The sequence below is a fragment of the uncultured Draconibacterium sp. genome, assembly GCF_913063105.1.
Lineage (GTDB): Bacteria > Bacteroidota > Bacteroidia > Bacteroidales > Prolixibacteraceae > Draconibacterium.
On the sequence record NZ_CAJXYQ010000015.1, the window covers coordinates 57,981 to 83,417 of the forward strand.

30 protein-coding genes are annotated in these 25,437 nt (G+C 38.9%); 13 read left to right on the top strand and 17 right to left on the bottom strand.

Translation table 11 applies throughout. From position 1 onward, the window contains the following. Positions 1-14 precede the first annotated feature (14 nt). A complete protein-coding gene (locus QZ574_RS14195) occupies positions 15-1,292 on the top strand; it encodes a PQQ-binding-like beta-propeller repeat protein (protein WP_297090638.1) in 1,278 nt (425 codons plus the stop codon). A 99-nt stretch (positions 1,293-1,391) separates the two neighbouring features. After that, a complete protein-coding gene (locus tag QZ574_RS14200) occupies positions 1,392-1,682 on the top strand; it encodes a hypothetical protein (RefSeq protein ID WP_297090641.1) in 291 nt (96 codons plus the stop codon). Between the two features lie 47 nt (positions 1,683-1,729). Here the strand turns inward: QZ574_RS14200 and QZ574_RS14205 are convergent, their stop codons facing one another. Genes QZ574_RS14205 through QZ574_RS14220 form a run of 4 tightly spaced genes read right to left on the bottom strand, consistent with a single transcriptional unit; the run spans position 1,730 to position 4,056 of the window. Then, positions 1,730-2,203, bottom strand: coding sequence for a hypothetical protein (locus QZ574_RS14205; protein WP_297090643.1), 474 nt, complete (start codon positions 2,201-2,203; stop codon positions 1,730-1,732). Positions 2,204-2,209: 6 nt separating this feature from the next. Next, positions 2,210-2,659, bottom strand: coding sequence for a hypothetical protein (locus tag QZ574_RS14210; RefSeq protein ID WP_297090645.1), 450 nt, complete (start codon positions 2,657-2,659; stop codon positions 2,210-2,212). Positions 2,660-2,714: 55 nt separating this feature from the next. Beyond that, positions 2,715-3,263: an RNA polymerase sigma factor gene (locus tag QZ574_RS14215; RefSeq protein WP_297090647.1), complete on the bottom strand. Its 549-nt coding sequence runs from the start codon at positions 3,261-3,263 to the stop codon at positions 2,715-2,717. Between the two features lie 46 nt (positions 3,264-3,309). After that, positions 3,310-4,056: a hypothetical protein gene (locus QZ574_RS14220; RefSeq protein ID WP_297090649.1), complete on the bottom strand. Its 747-nt coding sequence runs from the start codon at positions 4,054-4,056 to the stop codon at positions 3,310-3,312. 154 nt (positions 4,057-4,210) lie between these two features. Here QZ574_RS14220 and ychF point away from each other — a divergent pair, with 154 nt between their 5' ends. Then, on the top strand, positions 4,211-5,311 hold the full coding sequence (ychF, locus tag QZ574_RS14225; RefSeq protein ID WP_297090652.1) for a redox-regulated ATPase YchF: 1,101 nt from the start codon (positions 4,211-4,213) through the stop codon (positions 5,309-5,311). A gap of 100 nt (positions 5,312-5,411) precedes the next feature. Here ychF and yajC read toward each other — a convergent pair whose 3' ends face one another. The 5 genes from yajC to QZ574_RS14250 form a co-directional block, all read right to left on the bottom strand. Next, positions 5,412-5,735 carry a preprotein translocase subunit YajC gene (gene yajC / locus QZ574_RS14230; RefSeq protein ID WP_297090654.1) on the bottom strand — a complete coding sequence of 108 codons (324 nt, stop codon included), beginning with the start codon at positions 5,733-5,735 and terminating at the stop codon, positions 5,412-5,414. Between the two features lie 11 nt (positions 5,736-5,746). Then, a complete protein-coding gene (locus QZ574_RS14235; protein WP_297090656.1) occupies positions 5,747-6,175 on the bottom strand; it encodes a DUF1573 domain-containing protein in 429 nt (142 codons plus the stop codon). Then, on the bottom strand, positions 6,175-7,122 hold the full coding sequence (gene nusB, locus QZ574_RS14240; protein ID WP_297090658.1) for a transcription antitermination factor NusB: 948 nt from the start codon (positions 7,120-7,122) through the stop codon (positions 6,175-6,177). The genes QZ574_RS14235 and nusB overlap by 1 nt, the downstream gene beginning before the upstream one ends. A 215-nt stretch (positions 7,123-7,337) precedes the next feature. After that, a complete protein-coding gene (locus QZ574_RS14245) occupies positions 7,338-8,027 on the bottom strand; it encodes a rhomboid family intramembrane serine protease (RefSeq protein WP_297090660.1) in 690 nt (229 codons plus the stop codon). A gap of 167 nt (positions 8,028-8,194) precedes the next feature. Continuing rightward, positions 8,195-9,229, bottom strand: a complete 1,035-nt coding sequence (locus tag QZ574_RS14250; RefSeq protein ID WP_297090662.1) for a low specificity L-threonine aldolase — start codon at positions 9,227-9,229, stop codon at positions 8,195-8,197. 64 nt (positions 9,230-9,293) lie between these two features. Between QZ574_RS14250 and QZ574_RS14255 the strand changes: the two genes are divergently transcribed. Next, complete coding sequence (locus QZ574_RS14255; RefSeq protein WP_297090664.1) at positions 9,294-9,968, top strand: GPP34 family phosphoprotein; 675 nt, start codon at positions 9,294-9,296, stop codon at positions 9,966-9,968. A gap of 6 nt (positions 9,969-9,974) precedes the next feature. Continuing rightward, positions 9,975-10,292 carry a hypothetical protein gene (locus QZ574_RS14260; RefSeq protein WP_297090666.1) on the top strand — a complete coding sequence of 106 codons (318 nt, stop codon included), beginning with the start codon at positions 9,975-9,977 and terminating at the stop codon, positions 10,290-10,292. Here the strand turns inward: QZ574_RS14260 and QZ574_RS14265 are convergent. After that, complete coding sequence (locus QZ574_RS14265; protein ID WP_297090669.1) at positions 10,289-10,840, bottom strand: glutathione peroxidase; 552 nt, start codon at positions 10,838-10,840, stop codon at positions 10,289-10,291. The genes QZ574_RS14260 and QZ574_RS14265 overlap by 4 nt on opposite strands. Positions 10,841-10,937: 97 nt before the next feature. Between QZ574_RS14265 and QZ574_RS14270 the strand changes: the two genes are divergently transcribed. Both QZ574_RS14270 and QZ574_RS14275 read left to right on the top strand, forming a co-directional pair. After that, positions 10,938-12,041 carry a DNA polymerase III subunit gamma/tau gene (locus tag QZ574_RS14270; protein ID WP_297090671.1) on the top strand — a complete coding sequence of 368 codons (1,104 nt, stop codon included), beginning with the start codon at positions 10,938-10,940 and terminating at the stop codon, positions 12,039-12,041. 68 nt (positions 12,042-12,109) lie between these two features. Further along, a complete protein-coding gene (locus QZ574_RS14275) occupies positions 12,110-12,688 on the top strand; it encodes a hypothetical protein (protein WP_297090673.1) in 579 nt (192 codons plus the stop codon). Between the two features lie 10 nt (positions 12,689-12,698). On the opposite strand, the gene pdxH is transcribed toward QZ574_RS14275, so the two are convergent. Further along, a complete protein-coding gene (gene pdxH / locus QZ574_RS14280) occupies positions 12,699-13,334 on the bottom strand; it encodes a pyridoxamine 5'-phosphate oxidase (protein WP_297090675.1) in 636 nt (211 codons plus the stop codon). Between the two features lie 143 nt (positions 13,335-13,477). Between pdxH and QZ574_RS14285 the strand changes: the two genes are divergently transcribed. Next, the gene (locus QZ574_RS14285; protein ID WP_297090678.1) at positions 13,478-14,086 is read left to right on the top strand and encodes a thioredoxin family protein; all 609 of its coding nucleotides are present in this window, start codon (positions 13,478-13,480) and stop codon (positions 14,084-14,086) included. A gap of 93 nt (positions 14,087-14,179) precedes the next feature. On the opposite strand, the gene QZ574_RS14290 is transcribed toward QZ574_RS14285, so the two are convergent. Genes QZ574_RS14290 through QZ574_RS14300 form a run of 3 tightly spaced genes read right to left on the bottom strand, consistent with a single transcriptional unit; the run spans position 14,180 to position 16,194 of the window. Further along, the gene (locus QZ574_RS14290) at positions 14,180-14,740 is read right to left on the bottom strand and encodes an RsmD family RNA methyltransferase (protein ID WP_297090680.1); all 561 of its coding nucleotides are present in this window, start codon (positions 14,738-14,740) and stop codon (positions 14,180-14,182) included. Between the two features lie 5 nt (positions 14,741-14,745). After that, the gene (locus QZ574_RS14295) at positions 14,746-15,558 is read right to left on the bottom strand and encodes a DUF3822 family protein (RefSeq protein ID WP_297090682.1); all 813 of its coding nucleotides are present in this window, start codon (positions 15,556-15,558) and stop codon (positions 14,746-14,748) included. A gap of 3 nt (positions 15,559-15,561) precedes the next feature. Continuing rightward, positions 15,562-16,194: a hypothetical protein gene (locus QZ574_RS14300; RefSeq protein ID WP_297090684.1), complete on the bottom strand. Its 633-nt coding sequence runs from the start codon at positions 16,192-16,194 to the stop codon at positions 15,562-15,564. A gap of 92 nt (positions 16,195-16,286) precedes the next feature. Here QZ574_RS14300 and QZ574_RS14305 point away from each other — a divergent pair, with 92 nt between their 5' ends. Next, on the top strand, positions 16,287-17,723 hold the full coding sequence (locus QZ574_RS14305) for an AAA family ATPase (protein WP_297090686.1): 1,437 nt from the start codon (positions 16,287-16,289) through the stop codon (positions 17,721-17,723). Here the strand turns inward: QZ574_RS14305 and QZ574_RS14310 are convergent. The 3 genes from QZ574_RS14310 to rpsA are packed head-to-tail and all read right to left on the bottom strand — an operon-like array spanning position 17,716 to position 20,965. Then, positions 17,716-18,627, bottom strand: coding sequence for a ribonuclease Z (locus QZ574_RS14310; protein ID WP_297090688.1), 912 nt, complete (start codon positions 18,625-18,627; stop codon positions 17,716-17,718). The genes QZ574_RS14305 and QZ574_RS14310 overlap by 8 nt on opposite strands. A 7-nt stretch (positions 18,628-18,634) precedes the next feature. After that, positions 18,635-18,988, bottom strand: a complete 354-nt coding sequence (locus QZ574_RS14315; protein ID WP_297090690.1) for an STAS domain-containing protein — start codon at positions 18,986-18,988, stop codon at positions 18,635-18,637. A 39-nt stretch (positions 18,989-19,027) separates the two neighbouring features. After that, positions 19,028-20,965 carry a 30S ribosomal protein S1 gene (gene rpsA, locus QZ574_RS14320; protein ID WP_297090692.1) on the bottom strand — a complete coding sequence of 646 codons (1,938 nt, stop codon included), beginning with the start codon at positions 20,963-20,965 and terminating at the stop codon, positions 19,028-19,030. 365 nt (positions 20,966-21,330) lie between these two features. Between rpsA and rfbA the strand changes: the two genes are divergently transcribed. The 4 genes from rfbA to QZ574_RS14340 are packed head-to-tail and all read left to right on the top strand — an operon-like array spanning position 21,331 to position 25,397. Beyond that, positions 21,331-22,212, top strand: coding sequence for a glucose-1-phosphate thymidylyltransferase RfbA (rfbA, locus tag QZ574_RS14325; protein WP_297090694.1), 882 nt, complete (start codon positions 21,331-21,333; stop codon positions 22,210-22,212). Between the two features lie 22 nt (positions 22,213-22,234). Continuing rightward, the gene (rfbC, locus tag QZ574_RS14330; protein ID WP_297090696.1) at positions 22,235-22,789 is read left to right on the top strand and encodes a dTDP-4-dehydrorhamnose 3,5-epimerase; all 555 of its coding nucleotides are present in this window, start codon (positions 22,235-22,237) and stop codon (positions 22,787-22,789) included. 5 nt (positions 22,790-22,794) lie between these two features. Continuing rightward, positions 22,795-23,652, top strand: coding sequence for a dTDP-4-dehydrorhamnose reductase (gene rfbD / locus QZ574_RS14335; RefSeq protein ID WP_297090698.1), 858 nt, complete (start codon positions 22,795-22,797; stop codon positions 23,650-23,652). A gap of 2 nt (positions 23,653-23,654) precedes the next feature. Then, entirely contained in the window at positions 23,655-25,397 is a 1,743-nt protein-coding gene (locus QZ574_RS14340) for a phospho-sugar mutase (RefSeq protein WP_297090701.1), read from the top strand. Positions 25,398-25,437: the final 40 nt, after the last annotated feature.

The window sequence follows — 25,437 nt, forward strand, 5'->3', positions numbered from 1 at the left end:
TCAAATATACAATCATGAAAATACTACCTGTTTTAATACTATTGTTTGCTTTTGTTGGATCAGTTGTGGCCCAGGACTGGCCCGACTGGCGAGGAACCAATAGAGATGCCATATGGAAATCAGAAAATATTATTGAAAAATTTGAATCGGATACCATCGCTATAAAATGGAGAGTGCCAATAAATCCGGGCTACTCGGGGCCTACCGTGGCAAACGGAAAAGTGTATTTAAGCGATAGAATTGAAAAACCCGTTTCGCAAGAGCGCGTACTGTGCTTTGATGAAACAAGTGGAAAAATGCTTTGGGAATTTACCTATGATTGTGAATATTCGGGAATTGGCTATCCTGCAGGCCCCAGAGCCTCTGTTGTTATTCATGAAAATAAAGCTTATACTCTGGGAAGCATGGGGGATTTGTTTTGTTTTGATGCAGAAAAGGGAAGTGTAATTTGGGAAAAGAACCTGAACAAAGCTTACGAAATAAACATGCCCATTTGGGGTATTGCTTCCACCCCGCTAATTGTTAAAAACAAGCTGATTGTTCATGTAAGCGGCAACAATAATGCAGGTATTGTTGCTTTTGATAAAAACACCGGAAACGAAATTTGGCGAAATTTAAACGACCGCGCAGGTTATTCGGCACCAATTCTAATTGAAAAGAATGGGAAGCAGGTTGTTGTAAACTGGACCGAACATAGCCTTTCGGGTTTAAACCCGGAAACCGGCGAAGTTTATTGGCGTTTTCCGTGGCAAACAGGTTCGGGAATGAGCATTGCCACCCCGGTTTTATCTGATGACCATATTTTTGTTAGCGCTTTTTACAGCGGCTCGCTTCTGATAAAACTGGGTAACGACTATACAACTGCCGAAAAAGTATGGCAACGCGAAGGAGAAAGCGAACGAAAAACAGATGCCCTGCATTGTGTGATGAATACTCCAATAATTTTGGGCAAGTACATTTATGGCGTTGATAGTTACGGCGAATTGCGCTGTCTTGATTTTAATACAGGCGATAGAATTTGGGAGGATCAAACGGCAGTGAAAAAGGCAAGATGGGCCAATATTCATTTTGTACAACACCAAGAAAACATTTGGATGTTTAACGAACAAGGCGAACTTTTAATTACTCAATTATCGCCCAATGGTTTTAACGAAATTAGCAGAACATTTTTAATAGCACCAACACGTAAGCAATTGGGGCGTGGTGTATGTTGGTCGCATCCGGCTTTTGCCAACCAACATATATTTATCAGAAACGATGAAGAACTGGTGTGTGCTTCGTTGCAGAAATAAGGTGGTATTGCCTGTCGTCTTCCAAATATTATTTGGGTTTGAATTCTAATAAAAGCATATTATTATGTACATTTACTAAAATTTTAAATCTCAAAACAAATGGATGGAAAAACAAAAGCAATTGTTGCACACATTACCTGGATTGGTTGGATTATTGCCCTGATTATTAACTCGAATGAAAAAGATGAACTGGCAAGTTTCTACATTCGTCAAATGCTTGGTTTGTGGTTATTCTCTTTAGTAATCACCTTTATTCCAATCATAAATATTTTTGGCTGGATTATTACCCTGGTGTTTTGGATTATAAGTTTAATCGGAGCAATTAACGGAGAACAAAAAGAAATTCCATGGGTTGGGAAGCTTTTCCAGGATTGGTTTAAGGCATTGTAGTTCTACAAAAAACAAAATAAAAAAAACAGGCTTTTGGCCTGTTTTTTTTATTTGCGTTCTTCGTCGCTTCGTCGCTTTTCTCTATATTTTTTAAACATATGCATTCTGAATTCATTTTCGGCCTTGTAAAGTTTAATCACTTTAACAGGCGGAAGTATTTTCAGGAATTGCTCGTTGTATTTTTCATGTAAATTTGCTTCCTCTTTATTAACCGCAACATGTGCACGGGTAAGTGCAATCATTTCTTTATCTGAAAGTTTCCCTTCCGCATCGCGCACTTCCGATTCCATTTCACGACGTTTACGCTGAAAATCAGCTTTTAATTTTTCCATTTCGTTGTAAACGGGCCAAAATTTCTGAGCTTCTTCAGGTGTTAAATCCAAGGTAGTAGTTAAAAAAGCTACTTTTTCTGTTCTATAGCGTTCCCAACGATCCTGATGCTCATTATCTTTTTGTGCGTTGCTTTGAAGACAGGAAAACGCCGCGAGGGTGAAAATTAATATGCCAATTAGTTGTTTCATGATTTGCTACTTTTCGGTGTATTCAAAAATTTCGTACGAGCTAAAATTGCTGCTTACATATGCTATAAGTTCTTCATCGCTAAAGCTCTCTTCTTCATCGCCATTTTCGAGCAATGCAAAGAAAGAGTTTTCATCGAGTTCTTCCAATATGGTTTCAAATTCATTATCCGAATATTCGTTTGATGCCAGGTTTCCGACAACTGCCTGCTGTGGCATAAATGTTTTTACCGGAATATAAACCAGCATAAAAATAATGGCAAAACTGGCAGCCAGGCCTAAAGCAGGTTTTAAAATGTTTATAATTTTAAATTCCTTTTTCTCAGCCACTTGCTTTTCTGCTTCAATTTTCATTTGTAATCGGGCAGAAAAATCATCGAAATAATGCGGAGGAGTGCCAAAAGCGTTCTCCTTTTTTATTTTCGATAATTCTGGTGCTATTTTTTTAAATTCTTCCATTGTGGCATTTTTATCTATTGACTCATTTTTAATTAAAAGGTTTAAAAACAAACCGTTAATCGGTACTTTTTAAATAGTGTTCTATTTTTTTAGCTGCATGATGATAAGAGGCTTTTAATGCGCCCACCGAAGTGTCGAGAATCTGCGCCATATCATCATATTTAAGGTCATCGTAATATTTCATGTTAAAAACAATTCGTTGCTTTTCGGGTAAGGTTAGTATGGCTTTTTGAAGTTTTAACTGAATTTCGTCTCCTTCAAAGTATGGGTCCGATTCGAGGTTGTCCATTAAAAACTCGCTCACCTCGTTCATTTGCATAAAACTCTTTTTCTTTTTTGAGTTAATGAATGTAATCGATTCATTGGTGGCAATGCGGTACAACCAGGTAAACAAACTCGATTCTTCTCTGAAATTATCGATGCTCTTCCATACTTTTAAGAAGGTATTTTGAAGTACGTCATCCGTGTCGTCGTGATTCAACACAATTTTTCGGATGTGCCAATACAAACGTTCCTGGTAAGTGGATACCAGTTGATGAAAAGCAAGGTCGCGCTTGTTTTTGTCCTTTAAACCGGCAATAATATGTTTATCGATATCCTGCATTTTGTATCAGTCAGACCACAATTGCCGTTAAAGGTTTAAAATAATTTTAGATTCTGAAGTTTAATCCTTCTTCTTTTAATTTATCGTATACTTCAACATCAAACGAATAAAGTTTGGCTGCCCGATGTGCAACATTGGTTTGTTTCTCGCCGGTATCAACCAATAAACCCATATTCTGGATTTTCTTTCTGAAATTTCGGGTGTCGAGTTCGGTGTCCAGAATAACTTCGTATAAGGTTTGCAGCTCGGTTAAGGTAAATTTTTCGGGAAGCATATGAAAGCCCACCGGATGGTACTTTACTTCGTCGCGCAATTTTTTCAGAGCTGCTTCAATAATCTTTTTATGATCAAAAAGTAATTTCGGCAGTTTATCAATTTCAAACCAGTTAATTACTCTAGCCATTTCCGATTGCTTCATGTCATGATACTCGGGATTTATAATGGCGTAATATGCTGTAGTTAATACGCGCATGTATGGCACGCGGTCAACCTTCCCAAATGTTTTTACCTGTTTCAGGTACACTTTATCAAGCCCGGTACTTTTCGAGAGTATAAAACGGGCATACTCGTCAATATCTTCTTCTTCAGGTAAATGAGTGCCAATTAATCCCCAGTAGTTTTGTTGGGTGTGCATTGGGTTTTCGGTAAAAAGCACTTCTACGTTATCGTAATTGTCTTTTTCGCTAAAAAAGCGTTTAGCAACATCACTATCCGATTGCCATAACAGAACACACAGTTTGTTGTCCTTAAAACCAAAAATTACACAGTCGATTGATAGGTGTTTTAGTATCATGAGTTAAAAGTTTGTGCAAAGGTAATTACTGAAATTAAAAAAACTAACGAATAGGCTGTAAACTATACAATAAGCTTAAAAGTATTGCCCGTTTAACTAAATTAGAAATAGTAAAAAAAAATTACCTTTGCACCGCAATTTTTAAATAAGTAAAATGGCTTTAAAATGTGGTATAGTTGGTTTGCCAAATGTGGGTAAATCTACATTGTTTAATTGTTTGTCGAACGCCAAAGCACAATCGGCTAACTTTCCCTTTTGTACAATAGAACCCAACCTGGGAGTAATTACGGTGCCCGACGAACGTTTATCAAAACTTGAAGAACTGGTAAAACCTCAAAGAGTGGTTCCAACAACTGTTGAAATTGTTGATATTGCCGGTTTGGTGAGAGGTGCAAGTAAGGGCGAAGGTTTAGGGAATAAATTTTTGGGAAATATTCGGGAAACCGATGCCATCATTCATGTGTTGAGATGTTTTGAAAATGAAAACATTACACACGTTGATGAAACAATTAATCCGGTACGCGATAAAGAGACTATAGATATTGAGTTACAGTTAAAAGATCTTGAAACAGTTGAAAGTCGAATTGCCAAGGTTGAAAAACAGGCACGAACCGGTAATGATCCCGAGGCCAAACGAATGTACCGAATACTTTCGGGCTATAAAGAGGTGCTGATGGCAGGAAAATCGGCACGTACAGTTGAAGTAGACCCGGCAGACGAAGCAGCAGTAAATGGTTTGCAGCTGTTAACCAACAAACCGATTTTATACGTTTGTAATGTTGATGAGCCCGCGGTGTTAAAAGGAAACAAACACGTGGAGGCTGTAAAAGCGGCTATTCAGGATGAAAATGCTGAAATGCTGATGATTGCAGCAGCAACTGAAGCCGATATTTCGGAGTTGGATGATTATGAAGAACGTCAGATGTTTCTTGACGACCTTGGACTTGATGAACCAGGCGTAAGCAAGCTTATAAAATCGGCCTATAAACTTTTACAATTAGAAACCTATTTTACCGCCGGCGAAAAAGAAGTTAGAGCGTGGACTTACCGAAAAGGAAGTAAAGCACCACAGGCAGCCGGTGTAATTCATTCTGATTTTGAAAAAGGCTTTATTCGTGCAGAGGTTATTAAATATAACGATTTTGTAAGCCTGGGCTCGGAGCTGGCTTGTAAAGAAGCAGGAAAAATGGCGATTGAAGGGAAAGAGTACGTGGTGCACGATGGCGATATTATGCACTTTAGGTTTAATGTGTAAGAAAGTCAGAAGTTAGAAGTCGGGAGACCGAAGTCTGAAGAAATAAAAAAGGCTTGCAATTTATGAATTGCAAGCCTTTTTTTCATATACGGTAAAGCGTTTATTTCTGAGGCTGAACGTCGCTCATATCTTTTACAATACCGTTTTTATCTACTTTAATAACAACATCTTTTGCTATTTCAAGCTGGATAGAGGTTTCTTCGATTTTGGCAATTTTGCCATAAATGCCACCGGTTGTAACTACTTTGTCGCCTTTTTGCAGACTTTCGCGGAACTTACGTGTTTCTTTCTGGCGTTTTACCTGCGGGCGAATCATAAAAAAGTAAAAAACCACAATAATCAGTAACAGCGGAAGAAAGCTCATTAATGGGTTTCCTTCTGAGCCGTCTTGTGGTTGCATCATTAATAAAATAGAATTCAACATGACTATAATTTTTAGTATTTAATATCAATAAATTCGTTTTTAACCTCGGCAAAAATAGCTAAATGTTTTAATTCTTTGCTATTTCCATGTACTTCAATTGTTTTGTATTCTTTTCCGGCAAGGCCGGCGGTGTTAAATTCAACCTCAACTATGGTGTTGGCACCAGGTTTTATTACCTGTTGTTTTGCTTGTGCCGTAATACAGCCGCAATCGCTAACCAGCTCAGCTAAAATAAAATTGTTTTTGCCGGTATTGTGCAGTATAAAAGTGTGTAACACAATTTCGCCTGCTGTAAGTTGGCCAAAATCATGCATTGGTTTTTCAATGCTAATTTCGGTTAAGTTGTTGGTGTTGCTAACTTTTTTTGCGCTATCCTTCTGTTTTTCTGCTTCGCACGAAACAAAAAACATCAGAACCGCTATTACAACAAATTTGTACATTATTCGCCAATCAGACCGCGTCCTTCTTTATTAATTTTCTCGGTTCGTTTTAAATCTTTTAATGTTTTATCGAGGATTCCGTTAATAAAATTGCGGCTCTTCTCGGTACTGTAAAACTTCGATAATTCGATGTATTCGTTTAACGAAACCTTGGTTGGAATGGTAGGGAAATACAGGAACTCAGTAATGGCCAGTTGCATTATAAGGATATCCATAAAAGCAATACGTTCTACATCCCAGTTGCGCGAGTGTTCGCGAATTAGTGTTCGTAATTCTTCGTGGTTAATGATGGATTTTCGCAGGAGTTCTTTGGTAAAGTCTCTGTCTTCCTGGTCTTTGTATAAAGGCATTAACGATTGGTCGGAGTCTGAAAGTTCGTTAAAGCGTTTCAGTGTTTTTACAATCATTGAAATTACAAACTCCACATCATCGTTCCAGTAAATGCTTTTTTCTTCCAAAAGAATGTACAAGTCTTCAGAAACAAGGATGATTTTATTAAAAAGCTTTTCAATAAACTTCCGGTCGTTAAGATAAGAGCGGGTTTTGTCGGCCATATATTCTTTGTAAATGTCCGATTCAATCATCATCAGGTACAACTCCTTAATCAGCTCTGGATGGTCTTTCCAGTTCAGCTTTTTCTGGTCGAGGTAAGCCTCAAGTTGCCTGTTGTTGCGCAGTTGCTGAATAAGCTGATTGGAAATGAACTTGGTATTCGGATGCAAATCCTCGTGGGTTGGCTGATGTTTGTTACGTCTGATTTCGATGCGTCCTTCTGCGTAATCCGCAATTTCGGTTACCAGTGAAAACAGGTAGTGGTAAAGGTCGTAAGCTTTGTGAATACAAAAGAAAAGTTCTTTCTCGGTGTTGTTAATCGATTTCTCGTCGGTGGAGTAGTAGGCGTACAATACTTGTAGAACCTTTGTGCGGATAATCCTTCTGCTAATCATTTTTAATGAACTTCGTATAAATTTCGCTGCAAAATTACACCTTTTTTTGAATCTCGGCTCAGAAAATAATGCAAATGGAGAAAGTTATTTTAATGTGAAGGAGGCCAGCTGTGGATAAAGCTGATTTAGAGGATTTGGGGTGACAAAAGGATTTCTCTTAACTTATTTATAAAGCTATAATCGAGGATATCTTTTATTCATTCAATGAAATTTGTCTAAAAATTGATTCTATCATCTTCATCACGAGTTGAGCTTGGTTCGGAGAAGGCAATTTCTCCGGTGTCGGTTGTAAAATCATCTACTTCCTCCTCATCAGGTTCATCTTCCCAGTCGAATTTCTCGCGCCGGATGATGTATTTTCGGTAATAAAAGGCCAGTGCTACGCCAAAAATTGCTCCCGACAGATGACCTTCCCACGAAATTTCGGGCCGGATGGGCAACAAGCCCCAAACCAGGCCGCCGTAAAGAAAAACCACAACTACCGAAAGGGTGAGTAAACGCACATCAGACCGTATAATTCCGCTAACAAAATGAAAAGCTGCCAGTGCATAAACCACACCACTGGCGCCAATATGCCAGGCTTCGCGCCCCATAAACCAGGTGCTGATGCCCGATAAAATATACAGTAGAAAAAAAATGCGGTACGATATGCGCCGGTAAAAGTAAACGAGCATAAATCCCAGAATAAAAAAAGGTAACGAATTGGAAATAAGGTGGCTAAAATCGGAATGAATAAAAGGGGAGAACAGAATGCCCTGCAATCCGTTTACATGCCGCGGATAAATACCAAATTTAACAAAACTCAATCCTGCAGTTTGTTCGATGATTTTAACTATCCATAAAAGCAATACAAAAATGGCCGGAAACAAGAGGCTGTGAAAGAATATTTTCTTCTCTACCTCCATATCGAGATTTTTGGGGTTGCTAGGATAATACCGAAATAATGCCATTGTGCTACACTAATTGAGATTCAAATAAGTAATAAAAAGGCAAAAGCAGCGAAAAGTTTTCGGTAAATCTTACGTTGGTCGCTGTAAATTGTTGTTTTAGCTGGTTTATTAAAAATTCCAGATTATAACCTTTCTTTAATTAGTTGCTTTATTAAAGCAGCAAACGTAGTAATCTCCTCTTCCGTGGTATCAAACGAAGTCATCCAGCGTACTTCCGATTTTATTTCATCCCAAACATAAAAGAAAAATTGTTGCTGCAGGGGTTCTATTATTTCTTTTGGCACTATTGCAAATACCCCATTTGCCGATACAGGTTGTGTAATTTTTATTGCCGGAATTTTTGCCACTTCAGCTTCTAATAGTTTTGCCATTTTGTTTGCATGCAAAGCACTTTTTTTCCATAGGTCGTTTTCGAAATAGGCCACAAACTGCGCACCAACAAAACGCATTTTAGAAAACAGCTGCATACTTTGCTTGCGCAGGTATTTGGTTTGCTTTGTCAACTCAGTATTAAAGAACAGAACCGCTTCGCCCATCATCATGCCGTTTTTTGTACCTCCAAACGATAGTATGTCAACACCACAATCAACGGTAAATTCTTTAAAATCCATATTTAATGCAACCGCTGCATTGGCAATTCGGGCACCGTCCATGTGCAGATACATCTGATGTTTGTGCGCCAGTTCTGCCAGTGCTTTAATTTCATCGGGCGTGTATACTGTTCCCATTTCAGTAACCTGCGAAATAGAAATTACCTTGGCTTGCGAATGGTGCTCAAAATCAAAACCTTTTAAATGGGGTAGTACCGCTTCGGGTGTTACTTTTCCGTTTACTGGTTCAACCGGAATGAGTTTGCAGCCTGTAAATTTTTCGGGTGCTCCACACTCGTCTTCCTGAATATGGGCGGTTTCGGCACAAATTACCGAGTTAAAACTGTGGGTAACTGTTGCAAGCCCCAACACATTCGCCCCAGTTCCGTTAAAAACAAAAAATACCCCGGTGTTTTGGCCAAACTTATTTTTAAAAACTGAAATAGCTTTTTGGGTATACGGGTCGTCGCCATAGCCAACAACGTGCCCGGTGTTGGCATTTTCCATCGCCTTCAGTATTTGCGGATGTACTCCGGAGTTATTATCACTCGCAAAACCTTTATTCATAATTCTTATTTGTAACTTTAGTTGTATTTTGGTACGAATTAAGTAAGAAAAAATCAAAATCAGGATGGATAGACCAATTCCTTTGTCTCAAAAAATATATTTATTGGGAATAAACCCCGGAAAAGGAGGTATAAGTTCGCGTTCGTATACAGCTATGGATTATGTACTTTTAGGTACACTTTTTATGGAGTTGTATCTCGAAAAGAAAATTAGCTTCGATGAAAAACGAATTATTGTGCGCACCACCTCCTCCGATAATCAGCTACACCGTTTTTTACTGCAAAAAATGAGCAAGGCAAAATCGCCTCGTAAAATTGGCACCTGGATTAATAAGTTTTATTTCTCGTTAAAACAGATACGAGAAGAAGTGCAAAGCGGTTTGGTTAATCAGCACCTGATAAAAATGGAGTCACGGCGCTTTTTGTTTTTTAAATGGAAAACACCGGTAGCTACCAACAAGCAATATTTATTTAAACTGGAGCGCAAAATTGAAAACGATATTTTTAAAGGAAGTTCGGCGGAAGAAGACTTGATTTTTTTGTCGTTTATTGAACCGGCAGGGATACTGCACCGCTTATTCAGCGATAGAAAAAAACGGAAACAGGCAAAGCAGCAACTTAAAAAGTTAATGCTTGAAAACCGGGTATCGGGAGCCGTTGCCGATGCCATAACCGCTTCTCAGGCAATAGCAGCGTCGGTGGCAGTTAGCGTTGCGGCTACTTCGGCAGCAACATCGTAAATTGGTATGGAAAATTTGAAGAAAATAGTGCTTTATGTTTCAGGTCCCGGAGTTTTGTTTTTTGAACTCGTAGCCTTGTTTATTCATCTTTTTACCGAAAAAAATACGAAACCCTTTTTAGTGGGCGGACTCGTCGTGTTTTTTGTGGTTTTTATTCCCTTGTATTCTGTTGAATATTTTAGGCAGGAATTTAAAAAAAAGGATGCTAAAAAAATTACTTTTAGTAAGCCTAAAAACCGTGTAGAATGGCGTGGAGGAAACATCCATGGCAAAGTTCCTACAAAAACACAGGCTCCCGGAAAATTTTTCAACAAAAAGCACTAATCGGTAATCCATTCAATTATTTTTGGGTTTAGCGGACTAACCGAAGGGCCAAAGCTATTAACTAATTTCCCGTTTTCATCAACCAGAAATTTTTGGAAATTCCACCTAACCTTTGCATCGAGCACGCCATTTTCTGTTCTTAAGGTTAGCCACCGATATACCGGATGTATTGCTTCTCCTTTAATCGAAATTTTCGCCATAACGGTAAAGCTAACGTTATATTGGGCACAAAATTCCTTTATTTTTTGGTTGTTGCCGGGTTCCTGTTTCCCAAAGTCGTTACACGGAAAAGCAATAACTTCAAAGTTGTTTCGCCCATATTCTTCATAAAGTTTCTGAAGTTTGGTATATTGAGGCGTAAACATGCATTCTGAAGCCGTGTTGACGAGCAATAATTTTTTGCCGGCAAAACTTGAAAAGTGCAAGGTGTCGCCATCAAGTGTCAGCGCCGAAAAGTTATGTAAGGTCTTATTCTGGGCTGTAACCGAAGTAATGCAGAAAAAGAAAATCAAAAAGATACAGGTTTTCATAAATAGTAATCTTTTCACAATCAAACGGTTTTAAAAATACCACAATTGATGTTAATAAAAAAACCATGCAAAAAAGCCATATTTAATTATCTTTGGTCAACTTCTGAGGCAGATTATGGAGAACTTTATTGTATCAGCACGAAAATACCGACCCGACTCATTTGAGACTGTTGTTGCGCAGGCATCGATTACCAACACCCTTAAAAATGCGATTAAAAGCAATCAATTGGCACATGCCTATTTATTTTGTGGTCCGCGTGGTGTCGGAAAAACTACCTGTGCGCGCATTTTTGCCAAAACAATAAATTGTACGAATCTTACCGCCGAAACAGAAGCATGCAACAAATGCGAGTCGTGTACCTCGTTTAACAGCAGCCGTTCGTTTAATATTCATGAACTTGATGCGGCTTCAAATAATTCGGTTGATGATATTCGTAATCTAACCGACCAGGTTCGGGTTCCTCCACAAATGGGCAAATACAGCGTATACATTATCGATGAGGTTCATATGCTATCGAGCCAGGCCTTTAATGCTTTTTTGAAAACGCTGGAAGAACCGCCAAAACATGCCATTTTTATTTTGGCAACTACCGAAAAGCATAAAATTATTCCAACCATTTTGTCGCGATGCCAGATTTTTGATTTTAACAGGATAGGCGTTTCTGACATTTCGGAGCATTTGGAATATGTGGCAAAAAATGAAGGTGTTGCCTTTGAAGCTGAAGGGCTGAATGTTATTGCTCAGAAAGCAGATGGAGCGATGCGTGATGCCCTCTCAATTTTTGATCAGATTGTTAGCTTTTCGGGCAAATCAATTACCTACCAGGATGTTATTACCAACCTGAATGTACTGGATTACGACTACTATTTCCGTTTAGTTGACGAGTTTCTGAAGAATAATGTAACCGAGGTGTTGGTAATTTTTAATGATATTCTGAATCATGGTTTCGATGGCCATCATTTTATAACCGGTTTAAGCAGTCATTTCAGAGATTTACTGGTTTGTAAAGATGCGGTTACCATTCAATTATTGGAAGTTGGAGGAGACATTAAAGAACGGTATCGCACACAGGCAGCAGCTGCCAATACCGATTTTTTACTGGATGCCATGCAAATTGCAAATACCTGCGATATACAATACAAAACAAGTCAGAATAAACGCCTGCTTATTGAGCTCGCATTAATACGGATAGCACAGCTAACCTTAAAAAAAAAATAGCTGAAGATCAGGAAGATATTCTTGAACCCATTTTTTCGGGAAAGGTTTTAACGGATACAAACGCTCCGGTGAATACTGAAAATGCAGTACAGAAAACTCCGGTAAAAAGCAGTAGCCCCAACCCGGCTCCATCAATACAACAAACAGCACCCCCAAAACGCCTTGTAAAACGAGGGGGGCGTGGACTCGGAACCACTTCGATAAAAAAGGCCTTAAAAGGCGAATTTGAAGACGAGCAAAAACAATTGTCGGCAAAAGAACAGTTTAAACTCTATTCAAAAGCTGATGAAATTGAACCATTTGATCAAGATCAGCTAACAGAAAAGTGGAATGCCTTTTTACCACGACTTGATGATCGCCCGAGTTTAAAAGCTACCTTATCTACCCTGCCAGAAATACAAGAAGACTGGACCTTACTTTTACCCGTTGATAACCGAATACAGGATGAACTGCTGGTAAGTGTTAAGCCGGAGCTGATATCGTTTTTGCGAAAAGAACTGCGTAATTCAAAAATCAACCTGAAAACGGTAGTTACGGATATTAAACACGAAAAGATTATTTATTCTGACATCGAAAAATACCAGGAAATGGCGAAGAAAAACCCAAACCTGGCCTTGTTAAAACGCACTTTAAATCTCGACTTTTAGTGCCCGGTGCTTATGGTGATAAACGTTTGATTTTCCAGCCGTTTTCATTGTGCACATAAACCAAACGGTCGTGCAAACGGTTTTCGCGCCCCTGCCAAAATTCAATTCTAACAGCTCGAACAAAATAACCGCCCCAGTTTTCCGGACATTCAGGAGCTTGTCCGGCCAACAAATCCTTTACTTTCTGGTATTGTTTTTCAAGCGTTTCTCTTGAGTCAATTTCCGAACTCTGACTTGAGGCACATGCTGCAATCTGGCTATCCAGTGGACGCGATTTAAAATAATCTTCCGAAACCTGTCGGGGGGTTTTTTCGGCCAGTCCTTCAATTCTAATTTGCCGTTCCAGTTCCGGCCAAAAAAAATGCAGCCCAACCTTATTGTTTAATTCCATCGCCTTTGCTTTTGCACTGGTGTAATTGCTAAAAAATGTAAAGCCGTCTTTATTATAATCTTTTAGCAAAACAATGCGCGACTGCGGGAATTCTCCGGGAGAGCAGGTGATTAAGTTCATGGCAGAAAAATCATTAACATTAGCTTGCCTTGCCTCATTTAGCCATATACGAAATTGGTCAGCTGGATGTGCCGTGGCATTTTTTCTGGTCAAAGCTGAATAACGATATTCTCTCCTGATTTTGTTTAATTCCATATGTAAATGGTAATCGTTTTATTCGTTGTTAAATTATTTATGAAATAACCACCGGCGCACTTATTTGTTTACTCCTTGAACCATTTATTAAATCCCTTGTTTTTGAGGTATATAAAGACAAAACAGTATTTAAATAATTAGTCATGAAAAAGTTAACTTTATTTATTGGAATTTTATTCGTTGTGAATTTGGCATTTGCCGGAGATTTTAAACAATTGGCTATTGGCGACAAGGCAGTTTTAACTGAGGTTAAAATGCCCGACGTATCAGGAAAAGAACTTTCGTTGAATGATGCAAAAAAAGAAAATGGTTTACTGGTGCTGTTCTCGTGCAATACCTGTCCGTTTGTTGTGGCCTGGGAAGATCGCTACAACGCCGTTAAAAAATGGGCAGATAGTAACGACGTCGGGATGATTGTGTTAAACTCAAACTGCCTGAAACGCGATGGCGACGACAGTTTTGAAGCAATGAAGAAAAAAGCTAAGGAGCAGGGGTATACCTTTAGTTACGTGGTTGATAAGGGTAGTAAAATTGCCAATGCATTTGGCGGACAAACCACACCACATGTGTTTTTGTTTGACGGTGACTTTAAACTGGCCTACAAAGGGGCAATTGATGACAACTATAAAAGTGCCGACAAAGTTGAGAAATCGTATCTGAAAGACGCTTTGAACAGTTTAGGAAGCAATAGCCAGATTGCCGTTACCGAGACCAAACCATTGGGATGTGGAATCAAGCGAAAAACAGAATAATTAAATTTTATATGGTTTTTGTAAAGCTCTTTTCTGTTCGGCAGAGAAGGGCTTTTTTTATGGTTTAATGTCGGTCTCAGGCAAAATAAGGTGTTATTCCTGAGTGGCATCAGGAACTTCAATGGGCTCAAAAAAGCTGAAGTTTACTTTGCCGTATTTTCGGAGCTCTTTAAAACAAGGGTGGCTCGTAAAATCGAATTCTTTTGGGTGTTCAAGAATAAACAGTCCGTTGGTTGCCAGTGCTTTACTGTTTAAAACGGCATCCGGAACTTCCGAAAAACGCGCAAGGTCAAACGGCGGATCAGCAAAAATAATTTGGTATGCTTCGCTTGACTTTTGTACATATTTGAAAACATCAGCTTTAAATACCCTCGCATTTTCAACGTGTAAATCGTTTAAAACAGATACAATAAACCGATAATGCGAAAAGTTGTTTTCAACCAGCGTAGCCGATTGACAGCCCCTGCTTAAAAATTCGTAAGCTACACTACCGGTACCCGAAAACAAGTCAAGAATGTTCTTATTCGAAAGATCATAGCGGTTGGCAAGAATATTAAACAAGCCTTCTTTGGCAATATCGGTTGTTGGCCGGGCTTTAAATTTTTTGCCCGGATGAAAATGCCTTCCTTTAAATATTCCTCCAATAATTCTCATTTCAACTATAAAAATAAGCTAATGTTTTTTAAAACCTGTTCTTCAGTAATAGAAGGCGGCACAAGAGTTTTAGGTGCTATTTTACTCGCACCCGGAAAATGTTTGTATAAAAGCTGCTCGAGGCCGGAATACGTGTAAAGGTTGCCTGCGAAGTGCATATCGAGCTCAGCCTTATTTATGCCGAATTGTTTTATGCTGCTTAAAACATAGAAAATAACATCGTTAGGGTGCTTAAACGTAAAATTATTTACCAGCTTTAGTTGCGTTTTCTCAAAAAGAAGTAGTGTAAATTGGTTGGTTTCAAACAGCAGAAACATTTTTTCCCGGTTATCCGCAGTAAATACCCGCTCAGAAATCCATTTTACCGGATGTATAAATTGCGCAGTGGGCAATAGTTTATCAACTACTTTGCTAAATTCTTCAGGAACAGAAAAATATAAGTGGGCACCAAATTGATTGATTGAATTGTTTACCCAAATAGATTTAGGGTTAGCATCAAAAAATAAGGCTTCGAGCTTATGAATAGCTTTGCCGGGTTTCAACTGATCCGGTACCAGCATGCTTTTTTCAGCATGATAAATAATAAATACGTTTTTATACGATTGTTGCAATAAGGATTCTGCGGTGAACCACGACTCAAAATGCCGATACAGCAATGCTTCGCTACTTATCTTTTGCTCGTTTGTTTTAAAGTAGAGTAGTTTTTTTTGTGTTGGGTAAATAACAGAAAAAGAAAATCCATTCAGGCTAACCTGAATGGATAATATATTTTCAGTGGAATTTTCCGGTTGAAAAATTTCGTCTACAAATTCATGCATGTTCTATTCCCAGTTACCTGCATTATTGTTTGTTTCAACAAGCGAACCAACTTTTAACCCAGGATACTTTTCATTTGTTCTACGCTGATCATTTAAGTTGATTACAAGTTGTTGGTCGAGACCTCTAAGAACGGTATTGTTGTGTGCTTTCGCCTCAAATACAGGTACTTTAATGCCTGATCCAGTTGTAATAATTGTTGCTCCCAGGTGAAATTCAGTTGTTTCTCCGGGTACCGGAACGTAACGCAGGCTATTGGCATCATAATCGCCACCAAAAAGTGCATCAATTACACCAACTTTAATTGTGTCACGAATAATAAGCCCCATTTCAATTGCCTTCTTCTCGGTTATTTTGGCTTCAATCATACTATCAGTAAGTTCGCCAATTGCTCTTACATTTCTTACCGAGTCGGTTGTAACGAAGTGAATTAATGTATCCCAACTGCCGGTAAACTGACCATAAACATCTTTGTAGGCCAATTGCGCTTTTCTAATATCTTTTAACTTTGCAACTGTTGCTTCGTAACGCGCATCTTTTGCTTTCTCGAAAGTGATAGGGCGCTGAATACTTTGATAGATAAAATATGTTAGCACAACGGCTACGAGGAATAGTACAATCTGAATTACGGTTCTCATTTTTATTTTTTTATAAGTTCATTTTTCGTTTGCCTGCAAATTTAAAAAAAAAAATAAACTAGCTTCTTTTACCTAATGTTATTTTAGCCGGTATGATTAAAAAACATTTAAAAGCGTTATTATCTGAAAAACTGGGTTTTCAACCAACTACATGCCAGGCCCGGCTGGTTGAAAGTCTTGCTTCGTTTATCGTTGCTGCCGAACCCGATTGCATAATGTTGATAAAAGGTTATGCCGGTACCGGAAAAACAACAATGATACACGCCTTGACACAATGTTTACTTTCGCTCAAAATTCGTTCCGTTTTGATGGCTCCAACGGGTAGGGCTGCAAAAGTTATGGCCGGATACTCCGGAATGCCTGCATTTACCATTCATAAAAAAATTTACAGGCAACAATCGTCGGCTGATGGAATGGGGCGTTTTGTGTTAAATAAAAATTTATATAAAAATACCTATTTCATTGTTGATGAGGCTTCCATGATTTCGAACGAATTGAACGAAAATGCAGTTTTTGGTAGTGGTCGTCTACTCGATGATTTATTGGAATACGTGTACTCCGGAGAAAACTGCCACCTGGTTTTGGTGGGAGACACAGCCCAGTTACCGCCTGTTGGGTTAAGTGTAAGTCCGGCACTGGAGGTGTTCAGTCTCGAGCAATATGGTTTTACCGTTATTGAAGAGGAACTAAAAGAAGTGGTGCGACAGGCTGCGGGTTCGGGGGTTTTATCAAATGCTACGCAAATGCGAAACATTATAGCCGAGCAGCATTTTGAAGGGTTCTTTCCGATTGAAACGAGTGACTTTGATGATGTTGAAAGGATTTCCGGAGGCGAGCTAATTGAAACGATTTCATCGTGTTACGATAAATATGGATTTTTTGATACTACGGTTGTAACCCGGTCAAACAAACGTGCAAACCTTTTTAATAAAGGAATAAGAGGTTCTATTTTATACAAAGAAAACGAGATTGAACGGGGTGATTTGTTAATGGTGGTAAAGAATAATTATTTCTGGCCCGACGAAGACACTAAGCTTGATTTTATTGCCAACGGAGATATTGCAGAAATTATTTCCATCTATGGCTACGAAGAACTGTATGGCTTTCGATTTGCTGATGTTTGCCTGCGTTTTGTTGATTATGAAGATGTTGAGCTGGATTGTAAGATATTTTTAGAAACGCTGAGTATTGAGACTGCGTCATTTTCGTATGAAAAAAACACCGAGCTATTTCATGCGGTTGCCGAAGACTATATGGAAATCAGGAATAAAAAGGAGCGTTGGAAAAAGATAAAGGAGAACCCCTATTTTAATGCCTTGCAAGTAAAATATGCTTATGCTTTAACCTGCCATAAAGCCCAGGGAGGTCAATGGAAAGCGGTATTTATAGATCATGGATATTTAACCGAGGATATGCTGAACACTGAATACTACAGGTGGTTGTATACTGCATTTACCCGGCCAACGGAAAAGTTATACCTGGTAAATTTTGATAAAGGATTTTTTAACGGCGAAGAAGAATTTAGATAATATATTTTTTGCCTTCCAATGCCAACTCTGTATTTGCAAACACTTCCTGAGCTTCAGTTTTAAAGTACTCCAGATTTTTAAATCGGCTTGAAAAATGCCCAATCAGCAGTTTTGATGCCTTGCATAATTGTGCCATTTCTGCTGCTTGTCGAGCGGTGGAGTGTAAAGTCTTGGCAGCTAAATCTTTTAATTCTTCCAAAAAGGTAGCCTCGTGGTAAAGCAAATCAACATGCTGAAGGATTTCGGACAGCGGGGGATGAAAGGCGGTATCGGTGCAAAAAGCGTATGATTTGGGGCGGGGTGGAGGTGTGGTTAGTCTTTCATTAGGAATTACTTCTCCCTCGTTTGTGATAAAATCGTTACCTGCTTTAATTGCTTTAATTTTCGCCAGCGGAATATTGTAATAAGCAATCATTTCCTTCTTTATATTGGCAGGTTTCTGTTTTTCTTTAAACAAAAAACCTAGTGTAGGTATGCTGTGTTTTACCGGAAATGAAATTACCTCGATAGTTTTGTTCTCAAAAATGGTAGCTGGTTTTTTCTGATTTAGCGGATGAAAAATGAGATTTATGCTCATTTCTCCCCTGATAAAATCAAGCTGGGGTTTGATGAGCTCCTTTAGTTCGGACGGGGCATAAATGTGGACATCGGTTTTTACACCCAGCAAATTCATGGTTGAAAGCAGGCCAATTAAGCCGTAATAATGATCGCCATGCAGGTGAGAAATAAAGATATGCTGTATTTTGCTGAAACTGAATTTGTTTCTGCGCAATTGCATTTGGGTACCTTCGCCACAATCAATTAAAAAACAACGCCCAGGTACTTCAAGTACCTGGGCAGTTGGATATCTGTTTGAAGTTGGTAACGCTGAGTTACTACCTAGTATGGTTAACTCGAAAGGCATTCTGTGCTTACAGATTTTCTTTCTTTGTCAATAATTCCTCTGCCTCTTCAACTGTACCGGTAATTAAAAGTACGGTATGAAGCATTGAAATTTGTACCAGGTTTTCTACATCGGGCTGCAAACCGCAAAGGATAAAAGTTCCAATTGCATCTTCACATAAGCGGTTGGCTACTAAAACTGATCGTAATCCTGACGAATCGCAATAATTTACACTGCTTAAATCAAGAATGATGTTTTTTTCACCATCGTTATTTATAACTACCAGCTCCGATTTTAGGTCGGGTGCATTATTGGTGTCTAATCTGTCGGCGTTTACCTTTACTAAGGTATACTTCCCGTTTTTTCGAATCTCGAATGCCATGCTTCAATTTACGAAATTCAAATTAAATACACCAAGTGCTTATTTGTCTTTTTTCTCTTCTTTCTCCATTTGCGATTTCAAAGCAGCCAATTCGCTGATATCGCCAAGAGTCGTTTTTTCGATGTTGTCGCTAACTGATTTCATTGCGCGTTTTGTAGTACTCTTCTGAGTTTTACGTTGTTCGCCTTCAGCTGCACGTTTTACATCTTCGAAAATACGAGAATGAGAAACAATGATTCGTTTTGCCGACTTGTTGAATTCGATTACTTTGAAATCCAATTTTTCATCTTGTTTTACAGAAGTACCGTCTTCTTTAACCAGGTGACGTGGCGTTGCAAAACCTTCAACACCGTATGGTAATGCAATTACAGCACCTTTGTCCATCAATTCAACCACAGTTCCTTCGTGAATTGAATCGGCAGTGAAAATAGTTTCAAATACATCCCATGGGTTTTCTTCCAATTGTTTGTGACCCAGGCTTAAACGACGGTTGTCTTTGTCAATGTCAAGAACAACTACTTCGATTGGCTCACCAATTGCAGTAAATTCTGATGGATGCTTGATTTTCTTAGTCCAGCTTAGGTCTGAGATGTGAATCAGGCCGTCAACACCTTCAGTAATTTCAACAAATACACCAAAGTTGGTAAAGTTGCGAACTTTTGCAGTATGCTTGCTTCCAACACCGTATTCAGTATCAATTTTTGCCCAAGGATCTTCTTTTAACTGTTTGATACCAAGTGACATTTTTCTTTCGTCGCGGTCTAAAGTAAGGATGGCAGCTTCTACTTCGTCGCCTACGCTTAAGAAGTCTTGTGCGCTACGCAGGTGCTGGCTCCAGCTCATTTCTGAAACGTGGATCAAACCTTCTACTCCAGGAGCAATCTCAACAAATGCACCGTAGTCGGCAATAACAACTACTTTTCCTTTTACTTTGTCGCCCACTTTCAACTCAGCATCCAGGTTGTCCCATGGGTGAGGAGTTAATTGTTTCAGACCAAGAGCGATACGTTTTTTGTCATCATCGAAATCAAGAATTACAACATTCAATTTCTGATCTAATTCTACGATCTCGCTTGGGTGAGAAATACGTCCCCAGCTTAAGTCGGTAATGTGAATTAATCCGTCAACACCACCAAGGTCCATAAATACACCGTATGAAGTAACGTTTTTAACGGTTCCTTCCAGTACCTGACCTTTTTCAAGCTTAGCAATAATATCTTTCTTCTGTTGTTCAAGCTCTGCTTCAATAAGTGCTTTGTGCGAAACAACAACGTTGCGGTATTCGTGGTTGATTTTAACCACTTTGAATTCCATGGTTTTACCAACGTAAATATCGTAATCGCGGATTGGTTTAACATCAATTTGCGAACCTGGCAAGAATGCTTCAATACCAAATACGTCCACAATCATACCACCTTTTGTGCGGCACTTGATGTATCCCTTGATGATTTCATCGTTTTCAAGCGACTCGTTAACACGCTCCCAAGAACGAGTTGCACGTGCTTTTTTGTGCGAAAGGATCATCTGTCCTTTTTTATCTTCAAGACTTTCGATGTAAACATCTACTTTGTCGCCTACTTTCAATTCAGGATTGTAGCGGAATTCGTTCAAACTTACAATACCGTCTGATTTGTAGCCTATGTCAACAACAACTTCGCGTTTGTTTAATGAAATAACACTTCCTTCCAAAACTTCTTTTTCAGAAACAGTGTTTAAAGTGTTGTTGTAAAGGTCTTCTAAATCACCTCTTTCTTTTGCAGAATAGGCGTCTTTTCCTTCTTCAAGGCTGTCCCAGTCAAATTCAGCTTCTTCAGCTTTTACTTCAACGGCTTTTTCAGTTTTTTCTTCAGTAACCTCTTCAGCTTTTGCTTCGGTGGTTTCTTCTGTTGCAACTTCTGCTACAACTTCTTGTTTTTCTTCCTGAACAGGAGTTTCCTGTACTTCTTGTTCAAGATTTTCTTTTTTCTCTTCAGTCATGTAATTCTAATTAAATTAATAAGTTAGACTTTATATTTGTTTAAAAATGCGCGCGCAAAATTAGTATTAAAATTAATTAAAACAAAAGATTTGTGTTATTTTATTGAAAGAGAGACAGATTGATGCCCATTAAAAACAAAAAAACGGGAAGCTGGCAATGTAAATAGGAATGCGATTACTTTTGATTGTGTAGCGTCTTTCTTTTAATTATTTTTGAAGCCTACAATTTAAATGTATAAATTTATCCGCAAATCATTTACAGACCTTGCAACAACTAATAAATATTGGACAGAATTTCTCAGGCGGTTTTTTGCCTGATATTTTAAAAATCTCAGGGTGCCCAATAATTAATTAAATATAAAAATATGAAAGGAATAATTTTAGCCGGTGGATCAGGCACGCGTCTTTACCCTATTACTCGATCGATCTCGAAACAAATCATTCCGGTTTACGACAAACCCATGATTTATTATCCGCTATCGGTATTAATGTTGGCAGGAATACGCGAAATTTTGATTATCTCAACTCCCGAAGATATCGGTTTGTACGAGAAGTTGTTTGGCGATGGTTCGCAGTTGGGATTAAAACTGGCCTATAAAATACAGCCGTCGCCCGATGGGTTGGCACAGGCATTTATTTTGGGTGAAGAATTTATTGGCGACGACAATGTTTGTATGATTTTGGGAGATAATATTTTCTACGGATATAAGTTTCGTGGAATTTTAGAACAAGCAGCTACATTGGAAGATGGAGCCATCGTTTTTGGTTATTATGTAACCGATCCGGAGCGCTACGGCGTTGTGGAGTTTGATGAAGAAGGAAAAGTAATTACCATTGAAGAAAAACCCGAGGTGCCTAAGTCGAACTACGCGGTTACCGGGCTATACTTTTATTCGAATGATGTAGTGCAAAAGGCAAAGAATTTAAAACCTTCAAAAAGAGGCGAGTTGGAAATTACCGATTTAAATCGTTTGTACCTTGAAGAAAACAGATTGAATGTAAAATTATTAAGTCGTGGTTTTGCCTGGCTCGATACCGGTACGCATGATAGTTTATTACAAGCATCAAATTTTATATCAACCATAGAGCAACGCCAGGGATTAAAAGTTTCATGTATTGAAGAAATTGCGTGGAAAAAGGGATATATAAGTAAAGAACAGCTTATTGATTTGGCACAACCATTAAGTAAAAACCAATACGGTCAGTATTTACTTAAAATTGCCAACAAAAAATCGCATACATTTTAAAAGTTTATTGAAATACTATTGAATGAAGATTATTGAAACAGGGTTGCCCGGCTTGGTTGTTATCGAACCACGGGTATTTGAAGATGACAGAGGGTATTTTTTTGAATCCTATCAGCGCGACAGGTACCTGGAGGCAGGGATTGTAAAACCTTTTATTCAGGATAACGAATCGCGTTCGGTAAAAGGTGTTGTTCGCGGATTGCACTATCAGCTGGGAGAAGCATCACAGGCAAAACTGGTTAGAGTGGTGCAGGGCTGTGTGTACGATGTGGCAGTAGATTTGCGCCAGGGATCACCAACTTTTGGAAAGTGGTTTGGATTAAAAATTGACGAGAATAATAAAAAACAGTTATATGTTCCGCGTGGTTTTGCTCATGGCTTCTCTGTTTTGAGTGAAACAGCTATTTTTACCTACAAATGCGATAACGTATACAATCGGGATGCTGAACGTTCGATAAATCCGTTTGATGAAAAACTGGGTATTAACTGGCAATTGGGTACTGAAGAATGTATTGTTTCAGAAAAAGATACGAAGGCCCCATCGTTTGACAGTGCCCAAATAAATTTTGTTTTTTAACCAGAATGAAAGTATTAGTTACAGGTGCTTACGGACAGCTTGGTAACGAAATAAAGTTACTGGCACCGAAATATCCGGGGGTAAAACTGATTTTTACAGATGTAGATACCCTTGATATAACCGATGAAGAGGCCGTTGAAAAATCTTTTCGCACCAATAAGTTTGATTGCGTAATTAATTGTGCCGCCTACACAGCTGTTGACAAAGCCGAAACAGCTGTTGAAACAGCACGGAAGGTTAACGCTTTGGCTCCTCAGATTCTTGCGAAAATTTCAAAAGCGCATAATGCCCGAATGATTCAGGTATCAACCGATTATGTTTTTGCCGGAGATGCCCATTTGCCTTACTCCGAAAATGATGAAGTAGGCCCAAATGGTAGTTACGGAAAAACAAAGCTTGAAGGAGAACAACTTTGTATGGTAGAAAATCCGGAATCGGTAATAATTAGAACTGCCTGGTTGTATTCTTCGTTTGGAAATAATTTTGTAAAAACCATGCTCCGCCTGGGGAAAGAGCGCGAAGAACTTGGCGTTGTTTACGACCAGGTTGGTTCGCCAACTTTTGCTGCCGATTTGGCTGCAGCTATTTTAGCTATCGTATCAAACGAAAAATTTGTTGCCGGAGTTTACCATTATTCAAACGAAGGAGTGGCAAGTTGGTATGATTTTGCAAAGGCAATTTTTGAACTCTCAGAAGTAGCTTGTTCGGTTAACCCGGTATTATCCGAAAATTTCCCAACGCCGGCAAAACGTCCGGCTTACAGCGTTTTAAATAAGTCGAAAATAAGAGATACCTATAATTTGAAAATCCCTTATTGGCGCGATAGTTTAAAGATTTGTATAAAACAATTAGAAAAAAAATAACCATGGAAAATCAGGAATTGATGGAAGTAAGAGCGAAAGCGCAGGAATGGCTTTCGGATACTTATGATGAAGAAACAAGAATGCAGGTACAGGCCTTGCTTGATGATGAAGACCCAACAGAGTTAATCGATTCTTTTTATCGCAGCCTTGAATTTGGAACCGGTGGATTGCGCGGTGTAATGGGCGTAGGCACCAACCGAATGAATATTTACACAGTTGGCGCTGCAACACAGGGACTCAGTAATTACCTGAAAAAGAACTTTGCCGACCTTGATGAGATTAAAGTGGCTATTGGCCACGATTGCAGAAATAACAGCCGCCTGTTTTCAGAAACCAGTGCGAAAATATTTGCAGCCAACGGTATTAAAGCCTATTTGTTTGATGATTTAAGACCTACACCGGAATTATCTTATGCCATTCGCGAGTTGGGTTGCCAAAGCGGCATTATTTTAACAGCTTCGCACAACCCGAAAGAGTATAACGGCTACAAAGCTTATTGGGAAGATGGTTCACAAATTGTTGGCCCGCACGATGTAAATATTGTAAACGAAGTAGCTAAAATTAAACCAGAAGACATCAAATTTGATGGGCCGGAAGACCTAATCGAAATTTTAGGAGAAGAAATGGATAATAAATTCCTTGCCGAAGTAAAAAAGGTGTCCATCTCTCCTGATTTGGTTGAAAAGCACAAAGACATAAAAATTATTTATACGCCAATTCATGGAACAGGTGTAAAGCTAATTCCGGCAGCCTTGCGTGCATTTGGTTTTACCAATATTTTCAATATTCCGGAGCAGGATGTGGTGAGTGGTGATTTTCCAACGGTAGTTTCGCCAAACCCGGAAGAACCTGCTGCAATGGAAATGGCCATGAAAAAAGCCGCAGAAATTGATGCAGACGTGGTAATGGCCTCTGATCCTGATTCGGACAGGATTGGCGTGGTATGTAAAAACGATAAAGGCGAATACATCATTGTAAACGGTAACCAAACAGCTTTGCTTTTCTTTTACTACATTATTGTAAAAATGAAAGAAGCCGGCAAACTGAAAGGCGATGAGTTTGTGGTAAAAACAATTGTTTCAACAGAAATGATTGCCGAAGTTGCCCGCAGAAACAATATTGAATACTTTGATGTGTACACCGGGTTTAAGTTTATTGCCGAGGTAATTCGCGACCTCGAAGGTCAGAAAAAATACATCGGTGGTGGCGAAGAAAGTTTTGGCTTTATGCCTTCTGATTTTGTAAGGGATAAAGATGCTGTTTCGTCGTGTGCATTAATGGCCGAAATTACAGCCTGGGCAATTGACCAGGGAAAAACTTTGTACGAGCTGCTTCAGGATATTTATCTGGAGTATGGTTTCTCGCGCGAAAAAATGAAATACGTGGTACGTAAAGGAAAATCTGGTGCCGAAGAAATTCAGCAGATTATGACTACCTTCCGTAACGATCCTCCAAAAGAACTGGGTGGTTCGCCAATGGAGTGGGTTAAAGATTATTCGAACCTCACGGCTAAAAATCTGTTAACAGGCGAGGAAAAGAAAATTGACCAGAAAATTACTTCAAACGTGCTGCAGTTTTTTACGCAGGACGGAACAAAAATATCGGTACGTCCATCGGGAACAGAACCTAAAATTAAATTCTATTTTGAAGTAGCCGGAAAACTAAATTCGCGTGAAGATTTTGATGCCGAAGAACAAAAGGCCGATGCAAAAATTGATGCGATAATGGAAGAACTTGGATTGTAATAAATCATTTACCCTCGCTGTTAATGCATAAAACAGCTGG

Excerpts from the sequence above, each read along its gene's own strand:
- QZ574_RS14195 (WP_297090638.1), top strand. The coding sequence starts at position 15 with ATGAAAATACTACCTGTTTTAATACTATTGTTTGCTTTTGTTGGATCA.
- QZ574_RS14200 (WP_297090641.1), top strand. The coding sequence starts at position 1,392 with ATGGATGGAAAAACAAAAGCAATTGTTGCACACATTACCTGGATTGGT.
- QZ574_RS14205 (WP_297090643.1), bottom strand. The coding sequence starts at position 2,203 with ATGAAACAACTAATTGGCATATTAATTTTCACCCTCGCGGCGTTTTCC.
- QZ574_RS14210 (WP_297090645.1), bottom strand. The coding sequence starts at position 2,659 with ATGGAAGAATTTAAAAAAATAGCACCAGAATTATCGAAAATAAAAAAG.
- QZ574_RS14215 (WP_297090647.1), bottom strand. The coding sequence starts at position 3,263 with ATGCAGGATATCGATAAACATATTATTGCCGGTTTAAAGGACAAAAAC.
- QZ574_RS14220 (WP_297090649.1), bottom strand. The coding sequence starts at position 4,056 with ATGATACTAAAACACCTATCAATCGACTGTGTAATTTTTGGTTTTAAG.
- ychF (WP_297090652.1), top strand. The coding sequence starts at position 4,211 with ATGGCTTTAAAATGTGGTATAGTTGGTTTGCCAAATGTGGGTAAATCT.
- yajC (WP_297090654.1), bottom strand. The coding sequence starts at position 5,735 with ATGTTGAATTCTATTTTATTAATGATGCAACCACAAGACGGCTCAGAA.
- QZ574_RS14235 (WP_297090656.1), bottom strand. The coding sequence starts at position 6,175 with ATGTACAAATTTGTTGTAATAGCGGTTCTGATGTTTTTTGTTTCGTGC.
- nusB (WP_297090658.1), bottom strand. The coding sequence starts at position 7,122 with ATGATTAGCAGAAGGATTATCCGCACAAAGGTTCTACAAGTATTGTAC.
- QZ574_RS14245 (WP_297090660.1), bottom strand. The coding sequence starts at position 8,027 with ATGGAGGTAGAGAAGAAAATATTCTTTCACAGCCTCTTGTTTCCGGCC.
- QZ574_RS14250 (WP_297090662.1), bottom strand. The coding sequence starts at position 9,229 with ATGAATAAAGGTTTTGCGAGTGATAATAACTCCGGAGTACATCCGCAA.
- QZ574_RS14255 (WP_297090664.1), top strand. The coding sequence starts at position 9,294 with ATGGATAGACCAATTCCTTTGTCTCAAAAAATATATTTATTGGGAATA.
- QZ574_RS14260 (WP_297090666.1), top strand. The coding sequence starts at position 9,975 with ATGGAAAATTTGAAGAAAATAGTGCTTTATGTTTCAGGTCCCGGAGTT.
- QZ574_RS14270 (WP_297090671.1), top strand. The coding sequence starts at position 10,938 with ATGGAGAACTTTATTGTATCAGCACGAAAATACCGACCCGACTCATTT.
- pdxH (WP_297090675.1), bottom strand. The coding sequence starts at position 13,334 with ATGGAATTAAACAAAATCAGGAGAGAATATCGTTATTCAGCTTTGACC.
- QZ574_RS14285 (WP_297090678.1), top strand. The coding sequence starts at position 13,478 with ATGAAAAAGTTAACTTTATTTATTGGAATTTTATTCGTTGTGAATTTG.
- QZ574_RS14290 (WP_297090680.1), bottom strand. The coding sequence starts at position 14,740 with ATGAGAATTATTGGAGGAATATTTAAAGGAAGGCATTTTCATCCGGGC.
- QZ574_RS14295 (WP_297090682.1), bottom strand. The coding sequence starts at position 15,558 with ATGCATGAATTTGTAGACGAAATTTTTCAACCGGAAAATTCCACTGAA.
- QZ574_RS14300 (WP_297090684.1), bottom strand. The coding sequence starts at position 16,194 with ATGAGAACCGTAATTCAGATTGTACTATTCCTCGTAGCCGTTGTGCTA.
- QZ574_RS14305 (WP_297090686.1), top strand. The coding sequence starts at position 16,287 with ATGATTAAAAAACATTTAAAAGCGTTATTATCTGAAAAACTGGGTTTT.
- QZ574_RS14310 (WP_297090688.1), bottom strand. The coding sequence starts at position 18,627 with ATGCCTTTCGAGTTAACCATACTAGGTAGTAACTCAGCGTTACCAACT.
- QZ574_RS14315 (WP_297090690.1), bottom strand. The coding sequence starts at position 18,988 with ATGGCATTCGAGATTCGAAAAAACGGGAAGTATACCTTAGTAAAGGTA.
- rpsA (WP_297090692.1), bottom strand. The coding sequence starts at position 20,965 with ATGACTGAAGAGAAAAAAGAAAATCTTGAACAAGAAGTACAGGAAACT.
- rfbA (WP_297090694.1), top strand. The coding sequence starts at position 21,331 with ATGAAAGGAATAATTTTAGCCGGTGGATCAGGCACGCGTCTTTACCCT.
- rfbC (WP_297090696.1), top strand. The coding sequence starts at position 22,235 with ATGAAGATTATTGAAACAGGGTTGCCCGGCTTGGTTGTTATCGAACCA.
- rfbD (WP_297090698.1), top strand. The coding sequence starts at position 22,795 with ATGAAAGTATTAGTTACAGGTGCTTACGGACAGCTTGGTAACGAAATA.
- QZ574_RS14340 (WP_297090701.1), top strand. The coding sequence starts at position 23,655 with ATGGAAAATCAGGAATTGATGGAAGTAAGAGCGAAAGCGCAGGAATGG.